22 protein-coding genes and 1 pseudogene are annotated in these 20280 nt (G+C 70.7%); 13 read left to right on the forward strand and 10 right to left on the reverse strand.

From position 1 onward, the window contains the following. Positions 1-127 precede the first annotated feature (127 nt). From OHA03_RS11405 to serC, 7 genes are all read left to right on the forward strand, one after another. Positions 128-1579, forward strand: a complete 1452-nt coding sequence (locus OHA03_RS11405; RefSeq protein WP_267003306.1) for an ATP-binding protein — start codon at positions 128-130, stop codon at positions 1577-1579. Continuing rightward, the gene (locus OHA03_RS11410; RefSeq protein ID WP_267003308.1) at positions 1576-2016 is read left to right on the forward strand and encodes a roadblock/LC7 domain-containing protein; all 441 of its coding nucleotides are present in this window, start codon (positions 1576-1578) and stop codon (positions 2014-2016) included. The genes OHA03_RS11405 and OHA03_RS11410 overlap by 4 nt, the downstream gene beginning before the upstream one ends. After that, positions 2013-2375 carry a DUF742 domain-containing protein gene (locus OHA03_RS11415; RefSeq protein WP_267003310.1) on the forward strand — a complete coding sequence of 121 codons (363 nt, stop codon included), beginning with the start codon at positions 2013-2015 and terminating at the stop codon, positions 2373-2375. The genes OHA03_RS11410 and OHA03_RS11415 overlap by 4 nt, the downstream gene beginning before the upstream one ends. Then, the gene (locus tag OHA03_RS11420; RefSeq protein ID WP_267003312.1) at positions 2356-3018 is read left to right on the forward strand and encodes an ATP/GTP-binding protein; all 663 of its coding nucleotides are present in this window, start codon (positions 2356-2358) and stop codon (positions 3016-3018) included. Before OHA03_RS11415 ends, OHA03_RS11420 begins: the two co-directional genes overlap by 20 nt. Continuing rightward, positions 3015-4268: a cytochrome P450 gene (locus OHA03_RS11425; RefSeq protein ID WP_267003314.1), complete on the forward strand. Its 1254-nt coding sequence runs from the start codon at positions 3015-3017 to the stop codon at positions 4266-4268. Before OHA03_RS11420 ends, OHA03_RS11425 begins: the two co-directional genes overlap by 4 nt. Beyond that, positions 4268-5476, forward strand: a complete 1209-nt coding sequence (locus OHA03_RS11430) for a cytochrome P450 (protein WP_267003316.1) — start codon at positions 4268-4270, stop codon at positions 5474-5476. The genes OHA03_RS11425 and OHA03_RS11430 overlap by 1 nt, the downstream gene beginning before the upstream one ends. A gap of 91 nt (positions 5477-5567) precedes the next feature. Then, positions 5568-6686, forward strand: a complete 1119-nt coding sequence (serC, locus tag OHA03_RS11435; protein ID WP_267003318.1) for a phosphoserine transaminase — start codon at positions 5568-5570, stop codon at positions 6684-6686. Positions 6687-6750: 64 nt separating this feature from the next. Here serC and OHA03_RS11440 read toward each other — a convergent pair whose 3' ends face one another. Then, the gene (locus tag OHA03_RS11440; RefSeq protein WP_267003320.1) at positions 6751-7161 is read right to left on the reverse strand and encodes a DUF4259 domain-containing protein; all 411 of its coding nucleotides are present in this window, start codon (positions 7159-7161) and stop codon (positions 6751-6753) included. 199 nt (positions 7162-7360) lie between these two features. Next, positions 7361-8446 carry an IS110 family transposase gene (locus OHA03_RS11445; RefSeq protein WP_323181192.1) on the reverse strand — a complete coding sequence of 362 codons (1086 nt, stop codon included), beginning with the start codon at positions 8444-8446 and terminating at the stop codon, positions 7361-7363. Between the two features lie 267 nt (positions 8447-8713). Between OHA03_RS11445 and OHA03_RS11450 the strand changes: the two genes are divergently transcribed. Together OHA03_RS11450 and OHA03_RS11455 are read left to right on the forward strand one after the other, a co-directional pair. After that, positions 8714-9928: an IS110 family transposase gene (locus tag OHA03_RS11450; protein WP_267003324.1), complete on the forward strand. Its 1215-nt coding sequence runs from the start codon at positions 8714-8716 to the stop codon at positions 9926-9928. 180 nt (positions 9929-10108) lie between these two features. Next, positions 10109-10273, forward strand: a pseudogene (locus tag OHA03_RS11455) (Uma2 family endonuclease); the annotation flags it as partial. Here OHA03_RS11455 and OHA03_RS11460 read toward each other — a convergent pair. Further along, on the reverse strand, positions 10248-10775 hold the full coding sequence (locus OHA03_RS11460; RefSeq protein ID WP_267003326.1) for a GNAT family N-acetyltransferase: 528 nt from the start codon (positions 10773-10775) through the stop codon (positions 10248-10250). The pseudogene OHA03_RS11455 and the gene OHA03_RS11460 sit on opposite strands and share 26 nt — an antisense overlap. An 80-nt stretch (positions 10776-10855) precedes the next feature. Continuing rightward, the gene (locus OHA03_RS11465; protein ID WP_267003328.1) at positions 10856-11866 is read right to left on the reverse strand and encodes a WD40 repeat domain-containing protein; all 1011 of its coding nucleotides are present in this window, start codon (positions 11864-11866) and stop codon (positions 10856-10858) included. Between the two features lie 59 nt (positions 11867-11925). Between OHA03_RS11465 and OHA03_RS11470 the strand changes: the two genes are divergently transcribed. After that, positions 11926-12621, forward strand: a complete 696-nt coding sequence (locus OHA03_RS11470; protein ID WP_267003330.1) for a GDSL-type esterase/lipase family protein — start codon at positions 11926-11928, stop codon at positions 12619-12621. A gap of 30 nt (positions 12622-12651) precedes the next feature. Here OHA03_RS11470 and OHA03_RS11475 read toward each other — a convergent pair whose 3' ends face one another. From OHA03_RS11475 to OHA03_RS11485, 3 genes are all read right to left on the reverse strand, one after another. Continuing rightward, positions 12652-13278: a helix-turn-helix domain-containing protein gene (locus tag OHA03_RS11475; RefSeq protein WP_267003332.1), complete on the reverse strand. Its 627-nt coding sequence runs from the start codon at positions 13276-13278 to the stop codon at positions 12652-12654. Between the two features lie 58 nt (positions 13279-13336). Continuing rightward, positions 13337-13981: a TetR/AcrR family transcriptional regulator gene (locus OHA03_RS11480; protein WP_267003334.1), complete on the reverse strand. Its 645-nt coding sequence runs from the start codon at positions 13979-13981 to the stop codon at positions 13337-13339. A 224-nt stretch (positions 13982-14205) separates the two neighbouring features. Beyond that, positions 14206-14406: a hypothetical protein gene (locus tag OHA03_RS11485; RefSeq protein ID WP_267003336.1), complete on the reverse strand. Its 201-nt coding sequence runs from the start codon at positions 14404-14406 to the stop codon at positions 14206-14208. Here OHA03_RS11485 and OHA03_RS11490 point away from each other — a divergent pair. Then, positions 14405-15733: a 26S protease regulatory subunit gene (locus OHA03_RS11490; RefSeq protein ID WP_267003338.1), complete on the forward strand. Its 1329-nt coding sequence runs from the start codon at positions 14405-14407 to the stop codon at positions 15731-15733. The two genes, OHA03_RS11485 and OHA03_RS11490, sit on opposite strands and share 2 nt — an antisense overlap. Beyond that, positions 15730-16794, forward strand: coding sequence for a lipopolysaccharide assembly protein LapB (locus tag OHA03_RS11495; RefSeq protein ID WP_267003340.1), 1065 nt, complete (start codon positions 15730-15732; stop codon positions 16792-16794). Before OHA03_RS11490 ends, OHA03_RS11495 begins: the two co-directional genes overlap by 4 nt. A 1-nt stretch (position 16795) precedes the next feature. Here OHA03_RS11495 and OHA03_RS11500 read toward each other — a convergent pair whose 3' ends face one another. The 3 genes from OHA03_RS11500 to OHA03_RS11510 are packed head-to-tail and all read right to left on the reverse strand — an operon-like array spanning position 16796 to position 19009. Continuing rightward, entirely contained in the window at positions 16796-17659 is an 864-nt protein-coding gene (locus OHA03_RS11500) for an ABC transporter permease (RefSeq protein WP_267003342.1), read from the reverse strand. After that, positions 17619-18557 carry an ABC transporter ATP-binding protein gene (locus OHA03_RS11505; protein WP_267003344.1) on the reverse strand — a complete coding sequence of 313 codons (939 nt, stop codon included), beginning with the start codon at positions 18555-18557 and terminating at the stop codon, positions 17619-17621. The genes OHA03_RS11500 and OHA03_RS11505 overlap by 41 nt, the downstream gene beginning before the upstream one ends. After that, positions 18554-19009: a MarR family winged helix-turn-helix transcriptional regulator gene (locus tag OHA03_RS11510; RefSeq protein WP_267003346.1), complete on the reverse strand. Its 456-nt coding sequence runs from the start codon at positions 19007-19009 to the stop codon at positions 18554-18556. The genes OHA03_RS11505 and OHA03_RS11510 overlap by 4 nt, the downstream gene beginning before the upstream one ends. A 245-nt stretch (positions 19010-19254) precedes the next feature. On the opposite strand from OHA03_RS11510, the gene OHA03_RS11515 reads away from it, so the two are divergent. Then, positions 19255-20268 (forward strand): helix-turn-helix domain-containing protein, encoded by a 1014-nt coding sequence (locus OHA03_RS11515; RefSeq protein WP_267003348.1) that lies wholly within the window; start codon positions 19255-19257, stop codon positions 20266-20268. Positions 20269-20280: the final 12 nt, after the last annotated feature.

Genomic DNA, 20280 nt, shown 5'->3' on the forward strand with positions numbered 1-20280 from the left:
GTCAATTCTCATATAGTGACCTCGACTTGATTAGGAATTATCAGCTCCAGTTATCGCCTTCACCCTCGCCCGCGCCGAACTGTCCGGATTCGCCCTGTCCGTCACCGTCCGCCCCCAAGGACTCCGCTTGCGCTCCTCATCCAGGCCGACCGCACTGGCCCTGCTGGTCTCGGTGGCCGTCACCGGCTCCTGCTGCCTGTGGGCGGTCGTCGCCGCCCCCGCCTCGGTAAGGACCCCGCTGGCCTGGGGGGCGGGCGCCGCCGCCGTGCTGCTCTCGGTCGCCGTGGCCGCCGCCGTGCACGCCCGGGTCACCATGCGCCTGCTGCGCGCGCGTCACGCGGTGGAGGCCGAGCGGTTCACCGCGGAGACCTCGCGGCTGGTGTCGACGTCCGCGGCCGAGGCCCAGCGGTTCACCGCGGAGACGGCCAGGATCAAGGCCGCCGCCTCGGCCGAGACCGCCCGGATCACCGAGCAGGCGGCCGCCGAGGCCGGCCGGCTGGGCGCCGAGGTGGAACAGCTGACCGCCCGCGCGGCCCGCAGCGCCACCGAGCGCTCCGCCGCGGTCGCCGCATGCGCCAATGCCGCGGGCCGGATGCAGGCCCTGGCCACGAGCATGCTCGCCGACCTGCGCGAGATGGAGCACCGGCACTCCGCCGAGGACATCCTCGGGGATCTGCTGCACCTGGACCACCGCACCGCCCAGGTCGGCCGGGTGGCCGACTCCATCGCCGTGCTGACCGGTGCCCGCTCCGGGCGCCGCTGGGCGAAGCCGATCGTGATGGAGTCCATCCTGCGCGGCGCGATGGGCCGGATCGGCGGCTATCAGCGAGTACGTCTCCACTCGACCAGTGATGTCGCGATCGCCGGCCACGCCGCCGAGGGTGTCATGCACGCCCTCGCCGAACTCCTTGACAACGCTGCCAACTTCTCGCCGCCCACCGCGGAAGTCCATGTGTACGTCGAGGAGGTGCCGGCCGGTGTCGTGCTGACTGTCGAGGACAGCGGTCTGGTGATGAGCGATGTGCAGTTGCGGCGCGCCGAGCGCGCGGTGTCCGCGACCGACCAGGACCTGGCCGGGCTGTCCGGCACCCGGCTCGGCCTGGCCGTCGTCGGCCGGCTGGCCCGCAAGCACGGTCTGACGGTGTCGTTCCGGCCGTCCGCGCGGGGCGGCACGGGGGCATTGATGATGCTCCCGCAGGAGCTCATCACCCGGACCCCGGTGGCCGTTCCGGCACCCGCCCCGGTCACCGCGACACCGCCCCTCGCGCCGGCCGCCGGGTCGGAACCCGCCCACGACGCGACGGGCACGGCACCGAAGGCCGACGCCGGCACCGGCGCTGAGCCCGGCACAGAGACCGGCACCGACGCCGAGCCCGAGCCCGCCACCGGCGAGAGCGGACTGCCCAAACGCACCCGCGGCCGCACCCTCGCCGCCGCCGAGGCCCGCGCCCGGACCGACGGCGCCACCGCAACTCCCCGGCCCCGTACCGCCGGCCCCAAGGAACAGGCAGCGCGCTTCAGCAGCTTCCGCCAGGCTGTACGGCCCAATTCCCCGCACCCGGAAGGCAACACCCGATGACCGCGACCACCGACGAGAAGCTCAACTGGCTGCTGGAGGGGCTCCTGGAGCGCACCCCCGGCACCCGGCATGCCCTCGTCCTCTCCAGGGACGGCCTCAAGCTGTGCCGCACCCCCGAGCTCTCCGTCGACCAGGCCGACCAGCTGGCCGCGATCTCGGCCGGCATCCAGAGCCTCTCGCACGGCGCGTCCGTCGAGTTCGGTGACGGCACCGGCGGCGTACGGTCCGCGATGGCCGAGTTCTACGGCGGCGTGCTGTTCATCGTCGAGGCGGGCGCGGGCGCCCATCTCGCGGTCGTCGCCTCCGAGGACGCCGACGTCGGCCTCATCGGGCACAACATGAGCGAGCTCGTCGAACAGCTCGGCGAGCACCTCAGTACCCCGCCGCGCTCCACCGCGGACCCGGCTGCCACCGTCGACGCGACCGCCGACGTATGACCCGCCCCCGACCCGGCCGGGACGACGGTCCGGACCGGCTGTACACCCTCACCGGTGGCCGCAGCCGGTCCGATTCGGACGCGTTCGACCTGGTGACGCTGGTGGTCTCCGAATGCGAGCCGTCCCCCGGCATGCAGTCGGAGCACGTCACCATCCTGCGCATGTGCGAGCGCCCCACCGCGGTCGTGGAGATCGCGGCGGGCCTCGGCCTGCCGGTCAGCATCGTCCGGATCATGCTGTCCGATCTGCTGGCCACCGGCCGGATCAGCGCCCGTCACCCCCGTACCGCCCGTGTCGCGGACCGGTTCCCCGACCCCGACATCCTGGAACAGGTGCTCGTTGGACTCCGCAACCTCTGACCGTTCCGCCCTGCAGGCGACGGCCGACAACGGACTGAAGATCGTCGTCGTCGGCGGCTTCGGCGTCGGCAAGACCACCATGGTCCGATCCGTCAGCGAGATCCGTCCGCTGAACACGGAAGAGACCATGACCCGCGCGGGCGAGGCCGTCGACCGTCTCGACGGGGTGCACGCGAAATCGTCCACGACCGTCGCCTTCGACTTCGGCCGGATCACGCTCGACGAACGCTCGGTGCTGTACCTGTTCGGCGCACCCGGTCAGGAGCGCTTCTGGTTCCTGTGGGACCGGCTGTTCTCGGGCACGCTCGGCGCCGTCGTCCTCGTCGACACCCGTCGGCTCGCCGACTCCTGGTACGCGATCGACCGCCTGGAGCACCACGGCACGCCGTTCATCGTGGCGTGCAACGACTTCGGCGGCCCGCTCCACACCGAACAGCAGATACGTGAGGCGCTCGACCTCTCGGACGACATACCCCTGGTGGAGTGCGACGCCCGGGACCGTTCGTCGAGCAAGTACGTACTGATCACGCTGGTCGAGCACCTCCATGCGCTCGCGCAGGGCAAGGTGTCCGCCCCGTCCGCCGCCCGTCCGGAGAGCGCGCCGGAGCCCGCACCGCAGAAGACCCCGGAGCCCAGCTCGTGACTCAGCCCCCGGCGCCCCCCGCCGGCTGCCCCGTCCCGCACGGCCCCGCGCCGCTCTCGGGCCCCCGGTTCCAGACCGAACCGACCCGGCTGTACCGGGAGATGCGCCGCGACCACGGAGCCGTGGCGCCCGTCGTCCTCGACGGCGACGTACCCGCCTGGCTCGTCCTCGGCTACCGCGAACTGCACCAGCTGACCAACGACCCGGTGCTGTTCAGCCGCGACTCCGACCTGTGGAACCAGTGGGACCGCATTCCGGACGACTGGCCGCTGCTGCCGATGATCGGCCGCAAGCAGCCGTCGATCCTGTACACGGTCGGCCCGCGCCACACCGAGCGTGCCGCGATGATCAGCAACGCGCTGGAGGCCGTCGACCCGTTCGCGCTGAAGCGGTACGCGGAGGACTTCGCGGACACGCTCATCGACCGGTTCTGCTCCAAGGGCGGGACCGACATCATCGCCGACTACGCGATGCTGCTCCCGGCGCTCGTCCTGGCGAAGATCTACGGCTTCGGCAGCGACACCGGATTTGCGCTCGTCGGCTCGATCAACGACATGATCGACGGCCGCGAGCGGGCCCTCGCCGGGCAGCAGCACCTCGCCTCGTCCATGGTCCAGCTGCTGGTCGACAAGAACGCCGAGCCCGCCGACGACGTCGCCACCCGGATGCTCGCCGACCCCGGCGGCTTCACCGACGAGGAAATCGCCCAGGACCTGATGGTCATGATGGCCGCGGGCCACCAGCCGACCGCCGACTGGATGGGCAACTCGCTACGGCTGATGCTCACCGACGACCGGTTCGCCGCGTCCCTGTCGGGCGGTCGGCACAGCGTCGCCGAGGCCATGAACGAGGTCCTCTGGGAGGACACCCCGACGCAGAACGTGGCGGGCCGCTGGGCGTCGCGCGACACCCACCTCGGCGGCCGTCACATCCAGGCGGGCGACCTGCTGCTGCTCGGCATCGCCGCCGCCAACGGGGATCCGCAGGTCCGCACCGACGGCTCGTCCCTGACCGGCGGCAACAACGCGTTTCTCTCCTTCGGCCACGGCGAGCACCGCTGCCCGTTCCCGGCCCAGGAGACCGCCGAGGTCATCGCCCGTACCGGCATCGAGGTGCTGCTGGACCGGCTGCCGGACCTCGACCTCGCCGTCCCCGCCGAACAGCTGACCCGGCGCCCGTCCCCCTGGCTGCGGGGCCTGACGGACCTGCCCGTGACGTTCACTCCCACTCCCGCCCTTGGAGGCCATTGATGACCCGGATCGCCCTTGACCCCTTCGTCACCGATCTCGACGGCGAGAGCGCCCGGCTGCGCGCGGCGGGTCCGCTCGCCGAGGTGGAGCTGCCGGGCGGGGTGCACTGCTACGCGGTCACCCACCACGCCGAGGCGCGGCAACTGCTCACCGACAGCCGGGTCGTCAAGGACATCAATGTCTGGAGCGCCTGGCAGCGCGGCGAGATACCGATGGACTGGCCGCTGATCGGCCTCGCCAACCCGGGCCGTTCCATGCTGACGGTCGACGGCGCGGACCACCGCCGGCTGCGCACCCTGGTCGCACAGGCGCTGACCGTGAAGCGGGTGGAGCGGCTGCGGGCCGGCATCGAGGCGCTGACGACGGCGAGCCTGGACCGGCTGTCGGCGCTGCCCCGGGGCGAGCAGATCGACCTGAAGGCGGAGTTCGCGTACCCGCTGCCGATGAACGTGATCAGCGAGCTGATGGGCGTGGACGCCGCCGACCACCCGCGGCTGAAGGAGCTGTTCGAGAAGTTCTTCTCGACGCAGACGCCGCCGGAGGAGGTCCCGCAGATGATGGCGGACCTCGGCGCCCTCTTCACGAAGATCGTCGACGCCAAGCGCGAGAACCCGGGCGACGATCTGACGAGCGCCCTGATCGCGGCCTCCGAGGACGGCGACCACCTCACCGACGAGGAGATCGTCAACACCCTCCAGCTGATCATCGCGGCCGGCCACGAGACCACGATCAGCCTGATCGTGAACGCGGTCGTGGCACTCCAGACCCACCCCGAGCAGCGCAAGCAGGTGCTCGGCGGGGAGGTGCCGTGGGAGAACGTGATCGAGGAGACCCTGCGCTGGAACACCCCGACCTCGCATGTGCTGATCCGGTTCGCCACGGAGGACGTCGAAGTCGGCGACAAGGTGCTGCCGAAGGGCGAGGCGCTGATCGTCTCCTTCGGTGCGCTGGGCCGCGACGAGGCGCAGTACGGGCCGACCGCCGGTGACTTCGATGTCACCCGCTCCCCCAACCGCCACATCGCGTTCGGCCACGGCCCGCATGTGTGCCCCGGGGCGGCGCTGTCGCGGCTGGAGGCGGGGGTGGCGCTGCCCGCGCTGTACGAGCGGTTCCCGGATCTGGAACTCGCCGTCCCGGCCTCCGAGCTGCGGAACAAGCCGATCGTCACCCAGAACGACCTGTACGACCTGCCGGTGGAGCTGGGCTGATCCGCCGTTAGGTGGTCCACAGGCCGGAGCGGGTGTCTCATCCGACGGACACGGTCCTCGACCGTGTCCACGAGGTACTACGCTCCGGTTCGTGGCCGATATCCAGATTCCCGCTGACATCAAGCCCTCCGACGGACGCTTCGGCGCCGGTCCTTCCAAGGTGCGGACGGAGGCGCTCGACGCGCTGGCCGCCACCGGAACGTCTCTTCTCGGTACGTCCCACCGCCAGGCCCCGGTCAAGAACCTGGTCGGCTCGGTGCGTCAGGGTGTGCGCGACCTCTTCTCCCTCCCCGAGGGCTACGAGGTGATCCTGGGCAACGGCGGTTCCACCGCCTTCTGGGACATCGCGACGCACGGTCTGATCGAGACGAAGTCCCAGCACCTCAACTTCGGTGAGTTCTCGTCGAAGTTCACGAAGGCCGCCAAGCTCGCCCCGTGGCTGGCCGACCCGAGCGTCATCGCCTCCGACCCGGGCACCCACCCGGAGCCGCAGGCCGAGGCGGGCGTCGACGTCTACGCGTTCACGCACAACGAGACGTCGACCGGTGTCGCCATGCCGATCAAGCGCGTCGCGGGTGCCGACGAGGGCTCCCTCGTCGTGGTGGACGCCACCTCCGGCGCCGGTGGTCTGCCGGTCGACATCACCGAGACGGACGTCTACTACTTCGGGCCGCAGAAGTCCTTCGCCGCCGACGGTGGCCTGTGGATCGCCGTGTTCTCCCCGGCGGCCCTGGAGCGCGCCGCGCGCATCCATGCTTCCGGCCGGCACATCCCGGAGTTCTTCTCGCTGCCGACGGCGATCGACAACTCCCTGAAGAACCAGACGTACAACACCCCGGCGCTCGCCACGCTGTTCCTCCTGAACGAGCAGCTGACCTGGCTGAACACCCAGGGCGGCCTGGACTTCTCGGTCGGCCGCACCGCCACGTCCGCGCGGAACCTGTACGGCTGGGCCGAAGAGTCGAAGTACGCGACCCCGTTCGTCACCGACCCGGCGAAGCGCTCGCAGGTCATCGGCACCATCGACTTCGCGGACGAGATCGACGCGTCGGCGGTCGCCAAGGTGCTGCGCGCCAACGGCATCGTCGACACGGAGCCGTACCGCAAGCTGGGCCGCAACCAGCTGCGTGTCGCGATGTTCCCGGCGATCGACCCGGCGGACGTGCTGGCCCTGACGGCCTGCATCGACTACGTGATCGAGAAGCTGTAACGAGAGCTGCACGTCTCCGAGGGGCCCTTGGTACGGATCCGTACCAAGGGCCCCTCGCCGTTACTCAGCCCGCCGCCTCCATCAGGACCGTCCGGAGCCTGCCGATCCCTTCCTCCCACGGCTCCCCGTGCCCGCCCTCGCTCCACAGCTCCAGCAGCTCGGACGGCTCGGTCACCACCCGGTCGAGGGCCTGGACCGCAAGGCTACGCAGCTCCAGGGGAAGCGCCGGAAGCGGCTCGTCCGGCCCGTACGCAGTCGTCACGGGCTCCCCGCCCGGGCACTGCGCGGCCACCAGGGCGGCCGCTGCCACGGCCACAACGGCCTCGTCGGAGTCGAGGTAGTCCTGAGTCACGACGACGGCCGAAAGAGCCTCCCGGATCAGCTCGGCACGCTCGCCCTGCGGGGCGTCGTCCAGATCCCCCGAGAAGTCCGCTGCGGTGTCGCTGTCGAAATGACCGATGTCCCAGGTGCCCATGGCAACCCCTCCCTCAGTGATGCGGTTCATCGTGCCAACGACCACTGACAGTGATAGTGGTATTCGGGTTCCCGGTGGTCGTGGCTCGATCACTGACTGACGTCCTGCTGGGCTGTCTTCGCCTTGGTCTGTCCGGCTGCCGGGGCCCGTTCCCGAGGCCCCGGCCGGGTGGAACATGACCTCATAGCGCCTCTGTGTGTCAAGCGGCTTGAGCGAGGTGGTTCCGTTGGTCGCGTTTCATGATCCGGTAGACCACGTTGGACAGGCGTCGTTTGAGGGCTCTGCGAGCCTCTGCGGGCGTCTTTCCTTCCGTGATTTTGCGCAGGTAGTAGGCCTGCCCGCGTCCGCCGTCGCGGATCTGGCAGATGGCGATGGTGTGCAGCACCGAGTTCAGCGCGCGGTTGCCGCCGGTGTTGAGCCGGTGGCGGACGTTGTTGCCGCTGGAGGCGTCCAGGGGCGCGCTGCCGGTGTAGCTGGCGAAGTGGTGCTCGGTGGGGAATCGTGTGGCGTCTCCGACATGGCCGATCACCTTGGCGGCCAGCACGGTGCCCAGGCCCGGCAGGGTGGTCAGCGTGGTGTGAGTCGCGGCGACAGCCTCACGCATCTCAGCCTCGTTGTCCTTGACCTGCCGGTCCAGGCGTCGAAGATCGGCCAGCAGATCACGGGCTATGTCCCGACGGCAGGAGTCGGTGGCTGTAATCGGCCGGATGCCCTTCATCACGGTGGCGGCTTTGTCGGCAGACAACCCGGTGGGTGCACCGCCGGGCACCAGATCTCGCAGGACAGCGTGCAGCCGGTTGAGGACCCGGGTGCGTTCGTGCACCAGGTCGTCGCGCCGCTCGGTCAGCAGCCGCAGGATAGTGGTCTGGTCTTCCTGTGCCACTGGCCGCAAGTCTGCCCTGAACAAGGCGACCTGAGCGACATGAAGGGCGTCCGCGGCGTCGGTCTTGCGGTCGCCACCAGTGGCCAGGAGCCGAGCCCGAGCCGACAACGTGGAGGGCACGTCGACCACGTTCTCGCCCGCGGCAGCCAGCTGCTGGGCAAGCGAACGCCCCAGTCCGCCGGCACCTTCGACGGCAAACCGGCGCTCAGGCCACTGCTCGCACCAGCGCATCAACTGACGAAAAGTCCCAGCGTTGACGACGAAACGGCGCTGGGCCACTTGGTGGCCCGCAGCGTCGACGGCAACAGCGGTGTGGGACGACTTGTGGGGATCGACACCGATCAGAATCACAGGATGCTGGCCTCGCACTCGATGAGATAGGGACGGGAGTGCGGCGGGCACCCTGACTTGAAGTCACTGCGTCACCTTCATGCCTCTGTCGAGCCACACCGCGCGGGTGCCGGTCAGCGGCGGCACGCTATCAGTGAGCCAGCCCGAGGGCGGCAAGGAGCACTGCGGGCCCGTGCCGACCGACACCCTGGACGCTACGGCTGCAGACCGAGCGTCTGGACTCGATTGAACAAGTCAGGAGCCTGGCCAGAGGCCCCATCACTGTCCTGTCTGCCCCACCCGGCTGGAGCCACCTCCGGTCAGGAAGGCATTTCCAGCATGACAGAAACGGACACTGCAGCAGCCGTCGAACACGTGGTGATCGGCGGCGTGGACTCTCATGCCGACACTGTCCACGTTGCCGTGGTGACCGACCGCGGTGGGCAGGTCGCCGATGCCGAGTTCCCCACAACGGCCGCCGGATACACGGCTGCTCTGGCCTTCCTGGCTGCTCACGGCACCGTCGCCGCCGTCGGCGTGGAGGGCACGTCCTCCTACGGGTCGGGGTTCACGCGCGCGGCCCGCAAGGCCGGTCTGACCGTGGTCGAGGTCAACCGGCCGGACAAGGCCGAGCGCCGCAGGATCGGCAAGTCCGATCCGATCGACGCCTATGCCGCAGCTCGTGCGGTCGTGTCCGGCCGGGCCACCAGCGCCCCCAAAGGCGATGCCGTCGCCGGGATCCGGGCTCTGCACAACGTGGCACGATCCGCCGTCAAGGCCCGTACAGCGGCGCTGAACCAGATCGGACACATTCTGATCACCGCGCCCGACAGCATCCGCACGAAGTACGAAGTGCTGCGGGGCGACAAGCGCATCGACGCCCTGGTCCGGCTCCGGGTCGGCAACGCCCCTGTCCATGTCCCGATCCTGACCGCCCTGCGCACGCTCGCGCGACGCGTCCAGAACCTGACCGCTGAACACGCCGCTCTGACAGCGGAGTTGGACGCCCTGGTCACGCAGCTCAACCCCGGCCTGCGCGCCGCCTACGGCGTCGGACCCGACACCGCTACGCAACTGCTGATCACCGCTGGCGACAACCCCGCCCGCCTACGCACCGAAGCATCCTTCGCCGCCCTGTGCGGTGTCGCCCCGGTTCCGGCCTCCAGTGGCAAGACCAACCGTCACCGGCTCTCGCGCGGCGGTGACCGCGCGGCGAACGGGGCCCTTTACCGCATCGCGCTCGTCCGCATGCGCCGTGACCAGCGCACCCGTGACTACGTGGAGCGTCAAACCAAGGCCGGCCGGACGAAAAAGGAGATCATCCGGCTGCTCAAACGCGCCATCGCCCGGGAGATCTTCCGCCTCTTGACCACCGCAGTCGAGGTTCCCGAGATCGCGGACCTCAGGCCCACCCGCCAGGCCAAGAACATCACGCTCACCGCCGCAGCGAACCACTTCGGAGTCTGGCCCGCCGTCATCTCCAACATCGAACGAGGACTCCGCCGCGACGACACCTTCGCCGACGCCTACCGCAGCTGGCTCGATGCCGCTTGACCGACGATAGGAGCATCAAGGGCGTGTGCCGCTCGTTCACTCGACCGAGTGGACGATCACCATCGGGACATGTGGGGGCACACCGTCCTACGATGATGCTCTCGACGCCACCCATGCAGGAGGCCCGCAATGTCTGCGGCAGCAGTCGGGCACCCCTGTGACGGTGAGCCGGAATCCCTGCGCAAGCACGGCCGGGTCCACGTCCTGACCGAGCCCACCGCCGACGGGTACGACAGCCACCAGGCGTACGCCCCCGGCCGGCAGGCATCGCTCCCCGACTCCATCGGTGCCGAGGTCACCCTCGATGTCTCGGATCTGCTCAAGGCCGGGCAGCACCGGAAGTGACGTCCGTGCGGTGCCACCGCCGCTCCCCGTCCTCCCACTCGTCGGTGGGGACGAGTCCTGCCGCCGAGGCCACCGCCGCGGACGCGGTGTGGTCGGGGTGGATGTGCGCGACGACCGTATGGACCGTGCCCCCGGCCAGCAGGTGCGCCACCAGCCCCGCCGCCGCCTCCTTCGCGTAACCCAGGCCCTGCCACCGGGTGCCGATCACCCAGGCGATCTCGGCCCGCCGACCCACCACCGTGGCTTGGACCCAGCCCGCCAGGCGGCCGTCGGCGCGGACCCGGAGTACCCAGTTCCACCAGTGTTCGGCAGGGTCGGGGGAGCCGGATTCCCAGCGGGTGTAGCGGGCCCGGAGGGTGTCGAGGTCCTCCGGGGCGCCGCCCGTGTACGTGTGCAGGGCCGGGTCGGCGAGGACCGCCGCCATCTCCTCGGCGTGCGCGGCTCGCAGCGGAGTTGCGTCGAGCCGCTCGGTGGAGAAGGCCTCGGGCCCGTGGTTCGTCATAGCGCTCGACCCTACGTCCGGCGCTGCACGGGATGGCTCCGGCCCCGGGATCTGCGCCGACGGGGGCCGGGTGCGGTCGGTCAGCCGCGCTTGCGGCGCCGGTTCATGAAGACGAGTGCGCCCACGGCGGCGAGCAGCGCCGCTCCGACGAGCGTGCTGCCCTTCATCTCACTGCCGCCCCCGCCCGCGCCGCCGGCGGACGACGCGCCGCCGCCGTCCTTCGACGGAGACTTGGAGTCGCTGCCGTTTCCGCGCGCTCCTGCGACGTCCACCCGTACCACCTCGCTCCGCGCGCCCTCCGAGCCGAACATCAGCGCCGAGCCGTCCGCCGTGTACGTCACGGACTCGGCCTGCCCCTGCAGCGGCGCGTCCACGCGGTGGTCGGCGCCGAGCCGTCCGTCCTCGAACGCGTAGCCACGGGCGCTGAAGTAGGACCGCAGCACCAGTTCCTTCCCGTCCGGCGAGAACGTCCCGTCCGTCACCCATGGCACCTCCCCGACCCGCCGGAACACATTGGTCCGGCCGGTGGTGAGCCGTGCGGGGCCTTCGTAGAGTCCGCCGCCGCCCTCGTTCTTCGAGGCGATGTAGACCCGGCCGGTCTTCGGGTGGACCATCAGCGCCTCGGCGTTGCGTGCCCCGTCCGCGTACTTCACGTCGAACTGGGTCGCCCGGACCGTCGCGTCCTTCAGCACCTTCGGTTCGGGGAACCGGTAGATCCAGACGTGGTCCCAGCTGCCGTTCAGGTTGTCGCCGATGTCGCCGACGTACAGATTGCCGTCGGGCCCGAGCGAGATCGCCTCCACGTCGCGCGGCGCGCCGACCCCGCGCATGGTGATCGTCGCGACGGTCTTCCCGGTCCGGGAGTCGACGGCGTAGATGTACGGTCCGTCCTCGCTGTCGTTGTGCGTCCAGTAGATGCCCGGGTGGGCGCGGCTCGCGGCGAGGCCGCTGGACTCGGTGATCCGGGGGTCCTCGATCGTGAAGCTGCGGTCGGCAGCTCCGTCGTCGGCCGTGGCCGGGGTCGCGGTCACGGCCGCACCGGCGAGGACGAGCAGCGCGGCAGCGCCGGAGACAGTCAGATACGAACGCATGGGGTCAAGTGTCCATCGTCACGTCGCAGCCCGGCGCGTAGATCCGCCATGATGTCGCCATGCGTTTCATGTTCGTCGGCGATTCCATGACCATCGGGCGCGCCGGCGACTTCACCTGGCGCTACCGCATGTGGCAGCACCTCGAAGCGGCCTTCGACAGCCCGTACGAGATCGTCGGCCCGCGCACCGAGCTGTACGACACCGTGACGAACACCCCGGTCTCGTACGCGTACGGCGACCCGGAGTTCCCCGCCGAGGCCCGCCGCCATCTGGCGGGCTGGGGCGAGGGGTGGCTGCACATGGCCCCGGTGATCGCGGACACGGTCACCGCGACCCGCGCGGACGTGCTGCTCGTCTCGCTCGGCCTGATAGACCTCGGGTTCTACACGGACAGCGAGCAGACCGCCCTGAACGTAAGGGCGTTCATCGAGGCCGCCCGCACCGCCGCACCTCACATCAAGGCCGTGCTCCTGCCTGTGATACCGAACGTCCGGGCCGAGTCCGATGCCCCGTTCGCCGCCGAGTGCGACCGCTTCAACGAACTGCTCGCGAAGGCCGTCGCCGATCTCGACACGCCGGCGTCCCCGATCCTGCTGGCGTCGCGCCCGGCCACCTACGACATCCACACGGACACCTACGACGGTACGCACCCCGGCCCCACGGGTGAACAGAAACTTGCCGGGGCGTTCGCCGACGCGATGCATCAGGCGTGGGGCCTGGGCGGTCCCTACATGTCGAGCCCGTCCGGCGGTTGAGGACAACTGCCCCGGACGCCTCGAACCTCCTCACTGCCCCGCGGGTCGCGCCCGCACATGCATCCGCTCGCCCTGTCTCCCGAACAGGCTGAGGAACTCGACCGGTTCCGGCCCGGCGCTGGCCCACGCATGGGGAGTACGGGTGTCGAACTCCACGACCTCCCCGGCGGTGAGTACGAGATCGTGCTCACCCAGCACCAGCCGAAGCCTCCCGGCCAGCACGTACAGCCACTCGTAGCCCTCGTGCACCCGCTGCTCCAGCGGCCCGGTCGTGCCTCGGCCGCCGGGAAGGATCTGCTTGTACGCGTGCGGCCCGCCGAGGTGACGGGTCAGCGGCATGAATGTCATGCCGTCGCGGGTGAAGGGGCGCAGATGGACGCGGGGATCCCCGGTGGGCGGGGCGCCGACGAGTTCGTCCAGCTGCACGCCGTACGCCTTGGCCAGCGGCAGCAGCAGTTCCAGGGTCGGTCTGCGGTGGCCGGACTCCAGCCGGGAGAGGGTGCTGAGCGAGATGCCGGTCGTATCGCTCAGCTGGGCCAGGGTCGTGCCGCGGTCCCGGCGCAGCGCCCGCAGTCTCGGACCGACACCGGTCAGGACGGCGGCGAACCCGTCTCCGTCCGCCTCTTCTTCTCCCGCTGTCCTCACACCCTCTGCCATACCTCCATTTGCCGTCCCGGCAAGTGAAGTTGTCAAGCCACGTGGTCATGTCGAGCTGTCACGGCGAGCCCAGCATGATCAGGGAGAGCCGGGTCAGCTCATCGGTCAGCCAGTCGGGCGTGACCTGGCGCGGACGCCGGCCGTGGTGCGCGAGGAGCTCGTCGACCGAGTGGGTCATCACCATGACCGCGACCCGCTGGTCGCCGTCCCCCACTTCACCCCGCTCCGCGGCACGCTCGGCCTCGCAGGTCAGGAACTCCGACCACATCGTCCGCCACATCGCGAGATGGTCGTCCACCGTGCGGCTGACGCCCAGCACTTCGACGAACGCCACCCGCGCGGCGCGCGGATCATCCGTGACGGCCCGCACATAGGCGTCGAAGAGGCGACGGAACCGCTCCTCGGTCGAGCACTCGTCCATGCCGTCGGAGAGCAGGACCGCCTCGGACGCGCGCAGTCCGCGGGTCGCCACCTCGTCGTACAGCGCGGTCAACAGCGCCTCCCGCGAGGTGAACTGCTGGGAGAAGGCCCGGACCGGCACCTTCGCCTCGGCACACAGCTGCTCGACGGTCGTGTTTGCGTAGCCGTAGGCGGCGAACAGGGCCCGTCCGGCCCGCAACAGCCGTCCACGCCACTGCGCACGGTCCTCGGCGATCGCATGGACCGTCCCGACCGCCTCGCCCGTCCCTGTTCCGCGGCTCACCAGGGCATCCACCACAGGTCCTCTTTCGTCGGCCCCGACATCCCGACTCGGGGCGGCAACCCAGGAAACGCCGCCATTCTCCCCGTTTCGCCCCACAAGCGGAGGATCCGCCACGCCTTCGATGCCTGCCGATCGACAGGCGATCCGAGCCCTCCCCAACTCCGTTCGTCCGCGGCACCACTGCCGCTACGGACTGGTCCTTTCGTTAACAGGAAGCAGAGTTGTCACCCGATGACGGGCTCATACATGGTCGGCGAGGTGCGGCGCGGGCTCAGCCGCCCGAGCCGCACCTCGCCGTCCCCGCCCTCGCCCTTTCCCCCACCACCTGGGCGGACTTCCCCCCGTACGCCGCGCGGCAGCAGGGGCCGGGCGGCGCCGGAGGCCGCGTCGCCGGCTGCCGGACCCGCTCCGTAGGGTGTCGGCATGTCCACCGAGTCGCCCCTGATCCAGAGCATGCGTACCGCTGTCGCCGCGGCGCCCACCGACGTACCGCTACGCCTGCACCTCGCCGAGCTGTTGCTCGGTGAGGGTCTGAGCGAGGCCGCGGTCGCCGAGACCGCCGTGGCGTTGCAGCACGCGCCCGGGGATGCGGGGGCGCGGGCGCTCATGATGCGGGCGATGGGCCTGCCCGCACCGGCTGCCGAAAGGCCCGGGTCCGTGCCGACTCCGGCACCGCAGGAGCCCCGGGCCCAGGAGCCGGCACCGGAGGTGCCCGACGCCCCCGCGCCGCCCACCGGCTTCGACTGGGCGGCCGCCGAGAACGAGGTCGCGGACGCCGTACCGCCGAGGTTCGTCACCTCCGGCCCCACCTCCACCGCTCCCGAGGCACCCCTCGCCGCGGACGGCGGCGGCGACCCGGGGGACGCCACGGCCTGGGAGGTCGACACCCCCGGCACCGTCACGCTCGCCGACGTCGGCGGCATGGAGGAGATCAAGGAGCGCCTCGAAGCCGCGTTCCTCGCTCCCATGCGCAATCCCGAACTGGGCAGGCTGTACGGGAAGAGCCTGCGCGGCGGGCTGTTGATGTACGGGCCGCCCGGCTGCGGGAAGACGTTCATCGCGCGGGCCGTCGCCGGTGAGCTCGGGGCGAGCTTCATGTCCGTGTCGATCAACGACGTGCTCGACATGTGGATGGGCAACTCCGAGCGCAATATGCACGAGGTCTTCGAGACCGCCCGCCGCCAGGCGCCGTGCGTGCTGTTCCTGGACGAGGTCGATGCGCTGGGAGCCAAGCGCAGTCGTATGCAGCACGGTGGGATGCGCAACACCGTCAACCAGTTGCTCACCGAGCTGGACGGCGTCGGCGGGGCCAACGAGGGCGTGTTCGTGCTCGCCGCGACCAACGTCCCCTGGGATGTGGATATCGCGCTGCGGCGCCCCGGCCGGCTCGACCGCACCCTGCTCGTCCTGCCGCCGGACGCGCCCGCACGCGAGGCGATCCTCCGCTACCACCTGCGCGACCGGCCGATCGAATCCGTCGACCTGGGCAAGCTGGTCAAGGTCACCGAAGATCTGTCGGGCGCCGATCTGGCCCACCTCTGCGAATCCGCGTCGGAGCGGGCGCTGCTCGACTCGACCCGTACCGGGATGGTCCGGATGATCAACATGAAGGATCTGCTGGGTGCGGCGAAGGAGGTCCGGCCGTCCACCGATCCGTGGTTCGCCTCGGCGCGCAATGTCGCGATGTTCGCCAACGAGGGCGGCATGTACGACGAGTTGCTCGCCTACCTGAAGAGGAAGCGCAAGCTGTGACCACTGCCGAGCACCCCCTGACCGAGCAGGCGGCCGCCCTCATCGGCCTGGACCGGCTGGACGAGGCGAAGGCCCTGCTGACCAAGCGACTCGCCGAGGACCCCGAGGACTTCCGGGCCTGGGTGCGGCTGGCGCGCTGCCATCTGCGCGAGCGGGAGTTCGAGGACGTCGTCACCACCACCGGCGAGGCGCTGCGGATCGCCCCGCAGGACTGCGACGCATGGATCGTGCGGATGTACGGGCTGCGCAGGACCGGTCGTCGGGACGAGGCGCTCGCGGCGGCCCAGGAGGCGGTGCGGATCAACCCGCAGTCGTGGCAGGCGGTCGACGCGCTCGCGGAGGCGGTCAGTGCCTGGCAGCCGCGCTGGCCCGAGGTCCTCGAGCTGGCGCAGACGGCGGTCCGGCTGGCCCCGGAGGAGCCGGCGGCGTACCAGGGGCTGTGGAAGGCGGCGCTGCTCAACGGGGCCTTCGACGTGCGGGACCACGCGATCCGCGAGACGCTGCGGCTCGACCCGACGAGCGCCTGGGCGCTGCGTGAGCTCGCCGAGAAGCAGGCCGCCGCGCCCGGCACGGGGCCCAAGCGGCGGGCGGAGGTGTACGCGTCCGCGCTGGCCGCCGACCCCGATTCCAACAGCATGCGCATGGGGCTGGACCGGGCCGTGTTCCAGATGCTGCGCGGCACCCGGTGGCTCGCCGTGCTGAGTCTGGTGCTGGCGGGTGCGGCGATCAACCTGTTCCCGTCCGACGGGGACGGACCCGAGCTGCCGCTGCCGATCGGCACCCGGCTCTACGTGCTGGCGCTGATCGCGGTGGTCTGGGCGTTCGGCGCGTGGCGGCGCTACCGGAAGCTGCGCGCGGGGGTGCAGCTGAGTGTCCGGTCGCTGTTGCGCCGGATGTTCTGGGCACGGCTGGTGCTGGTGCAGGCGGTGCTGGGGACACTGTGCGCGGTGGCCGTCGTGGCGGTGCCGTGGACGGACCGGGGTGTTCCGCAGGTGGTGTTCTGGGTGGGGCTGGGGCCGACACTGCTGACGATCTGGTTCGACCGTCCGCGCACGCGGTAGCTCAGCGGGCCAGCCGGCCGAGGAGCGAACCTGCGGCGACGATGCCGACGAGCGCGGCGAAGGCGAGGATCGCGAAGTCCAGCCCCAGGTGGGCCGGCGTACCGATGAGCAGCCCGCGCAGGGCGTCGACCTGGTAGCTCAGCGGGTTCACCCTGCTGATGGCCTGGAGCCAGCCCGGCATCAGGGCGACCGGGTACAGCGCGTTGGACGCGAAGAACAGCGGCATGGTGATGGCCTGGCCGATGCCCATCAGCCGGTCGCGGGTCAGGACGATGCCGGCGATCGACATCGACAGGCAGGAGAAGAACGCCGAGGCGAGGACGACGACCACGACCACGCCGAGCAGGCGCAACGGGTTCCAGGTCATGCCGACACCGATCAGCGCGGCGATCACGATGACGACTGCCGCCTGGATCACGGCTTTCACTCCGGCGGCGAAGGCCTTGCCGGTCACCAGGGCGGTCCGGGGCGTCGGTGTGACCATGAGTTTGGTGAGGACACCCGAGTCCCGCTCCCAGATGATCATGATGCCGTAGAAGATCGCGATGAACATGGCGGACTGGGCGATGATGCCGGGCGCCAGGAAGTCGAGGTAGGGGACGCCGCCGGTCGGGATGGCGTGGATACGGGAGAACGTCACGCCGAAGATCAGCAGCCAGAGCGCCGGCTGCACGGCGCGGGTGTAGATCTCGGTGCGGTCGTGGCGCAGCTTCTGCATTTCCACGACGCACATCGCGGTGACGCGCGCGGGGACGACGCGCCAGCCGGTGCGGGGCGGCGGCGGGTCCAGCAGCAGAGCGAACCGCTCGTCGGGCGAGCCGGGTTCAGCCGAGGCGTGATGCGGTGCGACGGGTACGGCGGACATCGCGGAACGCTCCCTTCCGTTCGTCGGAACCTGAGCCGGGGCCGGAGCCGGAGCCTGAACCGGAGCCGGAGCCGGGGCCGGAGCCGGAGCCGGAGCCGGAGCCTGAACCGGAGCCGGGGCCGGCGTCGTCCAGGCCGCTTCCGGAGTGGTACCGGAAGACGTCCTCCAGGGTGGGCGGCGACAGGGCGGTCTCGCCGGACTCCCGGCGGTGCGCGACCAGTTCGGCCTTGAGCTCGGCGGGCGTGCCGAGCGCGCGGAGTCTGCCGAGGTGCATGAGGGCCAGCCGGTCGCAGCGCTGGTCGGCCTCGTCCATGGAGTGGGTGGTGACCAGCACGGTCATCCCGGTGCCGGTCCGGATCTCGGTGATGCGGTCCCAGACACTGTCGCGCGCGATCGGGTCCAGGCCGATGGTCGGCTCGTCCAGGATCATCAGGCGGGGTGCGCTGACCAGGGCCTGGGCCAGTTCGAGGCGGCGCACCATGCCGCCGGAGTATGTGGCGGCGAGCCGGTGCGCATGGGGGCCGAGGCCGACCGCGTCCAGCGCCTGTCCGACACGGGCCGCGCGCTGGCGGCGGGGCACGTCGAAGACGCGGGCGAAGAGGGCGACGTTCTCCCGGCCGGTGAGACCGGCGTCGGCCGACAGCTGCTGCGGTACGTAACCGAGCAGGCGCCGTACGGCCATCTTCTGCCGGGCCGCGTCATGGCCGAACACCTCGATGACACCGGGCGGCACGGGCAGCAGGGTGGTGATCGCGCGCATGGTGGTCGTCTTGCCCGCGCCGTTGGGCCCGAGCAGGCCGAAGACCTCGCCGGGGTGGACCAGCAGGTCCAGACCGTCGACGGCTTTCGACGTACCGAAGGAGTAGGTCAGTCCGGTGCAGCTGAGAGCGGGGGTCACGGGGGCTCCTCCCCTTCGCGCAATGAGTCGGCGAGTCTGCGCAGTGACGGGAGCGCGGCGGTCAGCGCGGCCCGGTCGGCCGCGTCGAGCTTCGCGACGTGTTCACGGAAGAGCGCGTCGCGCCGGGCGCGCCACTCGCGCAGCCGCGCGACGCCTGCGGGGGTCGGGTACAGCAGTGCGGCACGCCCGTCGCCGGGGTCGGTCTCCCGTCGCAACAGCTCTTGCGCGACCAGGTGGTTGACCAGGGTGCTGACGGAGTTGGCCGCGAGGCAGAGCTCGTGCGCGGCGGCGGAGACCCGGATGCCGGGTCCGGCGGCGACAAGACGGAGCAGTTCGGCGTGCGCCCCACGCAGCCGGGGTGGGGGCAGCCCGCTCCACAGCCGTCGCCGGGCGAGCCTCTGGATGCGGGGCAGAAGTCCGGCGAGCTCATCAGGTAGATCACCCGCCGCCATGCATCCATTTTAGCTCTGTATGCGAGGTATCGGCCGGGGTGCGACTGCCGCAATCCGGCGGAGGGCCGCGGCGACGGCCACAAGGTTGACACACGGTGACGAATCGAGTGCGCTGTCGGTGGAAGTGAAGCGGATCGACTCGGCGTCACGGAACAGCGATGCCCGGCGAGAAGTCGTCGATGACAGGTTCTCGCCACCTGGTGCACCCCTTGTGAGGGACTGTCCGGCCGGTCAGGATGGCCGCCATGCTTGAGGTGTTGGGCGTCGACCCCGAATCCGAGACCGTGTACGCCGCACTGCTCGACGGGCAGCCCGTGACCGCGGACGAACTGGCGCGCACTGTCGGGTTCCCACCGACCCGGGTGCGCGCGGCGCTGCGTCGGCTCCAGTCGTGCGGGCTCGTCGGCCGCCACCACGGGCACCCGGCCACCTACGCCGCCATCGACCCCGAAGTCGCACTGGACGCACTGCTGTTGGGGCGACAGGAGCAGCTGCACAAGGCGAGGGTCCGGGCCGGCGAGTTCACCGAGCGTTTCCGCCGGGCGGCGGCCGACCGGGATCCGGCCGAGGTCATCGAGATCATCACGGGCGCGGAGGCCGTGCAGCAGCGAAGCCACCAAGTGATCCGCAGCGCACAGCAACAGCTGCGCGTCTTCGACAAACCGCCCTACCACGCCAACAGTGAGCTCGACCCGAACCAGGCCGAACTCGACCTGCTCGCCCGCGGGGTGTCGGTCCGGGGCCTGTACGACGCGGAGAGCATCGACATGCCCGGCCGGGTGCACCTGCTGCGCATGTGGGCGGCGGCGGGCGAACAGGCCCGGGTGCTGGCCGACGTCCCCGCCAAGATGGCACTCGCCGACGACCGGCTGGCGCTCCTGCCGCTGCGCCCCGGCTCGGGCCCGGACCCGAGCCCGTCCTTCGTCGTCCTGCACCGGTCGGCGGTCCTCGACGCCCTGGCGGCGCTGTTCGAAGCTCTGTGGGCGGTCGCCCAGCCGCTCCGCCTGGACGGTGTGGAGAGCGAGGACCCGCACGCCCTGTCGGCGGAGGACCAGTTGCTGGTCAGCCTGCTGACCGCGGGCCTGCCGGACGAGGCCATCGCCCGCCAGGCCGGCGTCAGTTACCGCACGCTGCAACGCCGCCTGCACGCGCTGATGGAACGGGCCGACGCGCACACCCGGTTCCAGCTGGGCATCTACGCCGCAGCCCACGGCTGGGTGAACGGAGCAGCCCCCGGGAGACCCACCGGCGACGAGTAGACCGCGGCACGC

Origin of the sequence: Streptomyces sp. NBC_00154 (assembly GCF_026342835.1) — a bacterium.
Classification (GTDB): Bacteria; Actinomycetota; Actinomycetes; order Streptomycetales; family Streptomycetaceae; genus Streptomyces.

Coding starts and splice junctions, on each gene's coding strand:
- OHA03_RS11500 (WP_267003342.1), bottom strand. CDS start 17,659: ATGTCCGCCGTACCCGTCGCACCGCATCACGCCTCGGCTGAACCCGGC.
- OHA03_RS11415 (WP_267003310.1), top strand. CDS start 2,013: ATGACCCGCCCCCGACCCGGCCGGGACGACGGTCCGGACCGGCTGTAC.
- OHA03_RS11475 (WP_267003332.1), bottom strand. CDS start 13,278: ATGGCAGAGGGTGTGAGGACAGCGGGAGAAGAAGAGGCGGACGGAGAC.
- OHA03_RS11510 (WP_267003346.1), bottom strand. CDS start 19,009: ATGGCGGCGGGTGATCTACCTGATGAGCTCGCCGGACTTCTGCCCCGC.
- OHA03_RS11515 (WP_267003348.1), top strand. CDS start 19,255: ATGCTTGAGGTGTTGGGCGTCGACCCCGAATCCGAGACCGTGTACGCC.
- OHA03_RS11410 (WP_267003308.1), top strand. CDS start 1,576: ATGACCGCGACCACCGACGAGAAGCTCAACTGGCTGCTGGAGGGGCTC.
- OHA03_RS11440 (WP_267003320.1), bottom strand. CDS start 7,161: ATGGGCACCTGGGACATCGGTCATTTCGACAGCGACACCGCAGCGGAC.
- OHA03_RS11430 (WP_267003316.1), top strand. CDS start 4,268: ATGACCCGGATCGCCCTTGACCCCTTCGTCACCGATCTCGACGGCGAG.
- OHA03_RS11450 (WP_267003324.1), top strand. CDS start 8,714: ATGACAGAAACGGACACTGCAGCAGCCGTCGAACACGTGGTGATCGGC.
- OHA03_RS11465 (WP_267003328.1), bottom strand. CDS start 11,866: ATGCGTTCGTATCTGACTGTCTCCGGCGCTGCCGCGCTGCTCGTCCTC.
- OHA03_RS11460 (WP_267003326.1), bottom strand. CDS start 10,775: ATGACGAACCACGGGCCCGAGGCCTTCTCCACCGAGCGGCTCGACGCA.
- OHA03_RS11485 (WP_267003336.1), bottom strand. CDS start 14,406: ATGCCGACACCCTACGGAGCGGGTCCGGCAGCCGGCGACGCGGCCTCC.
- OHA03_RS11470 (WP_267003330.1), top strand. CDS start 11,926: ATGCGTTTCATGTTCGTCGGCGATTCCATGACCATCGGGCGCGCCGGC.
- OHA03_RS11490 (WP_267003338.1), top strand. CDS start 14,405: ATGTCCACCGAGTCGCCCCTGATCCAGAGCATGCGTACCGCTGTCGCC.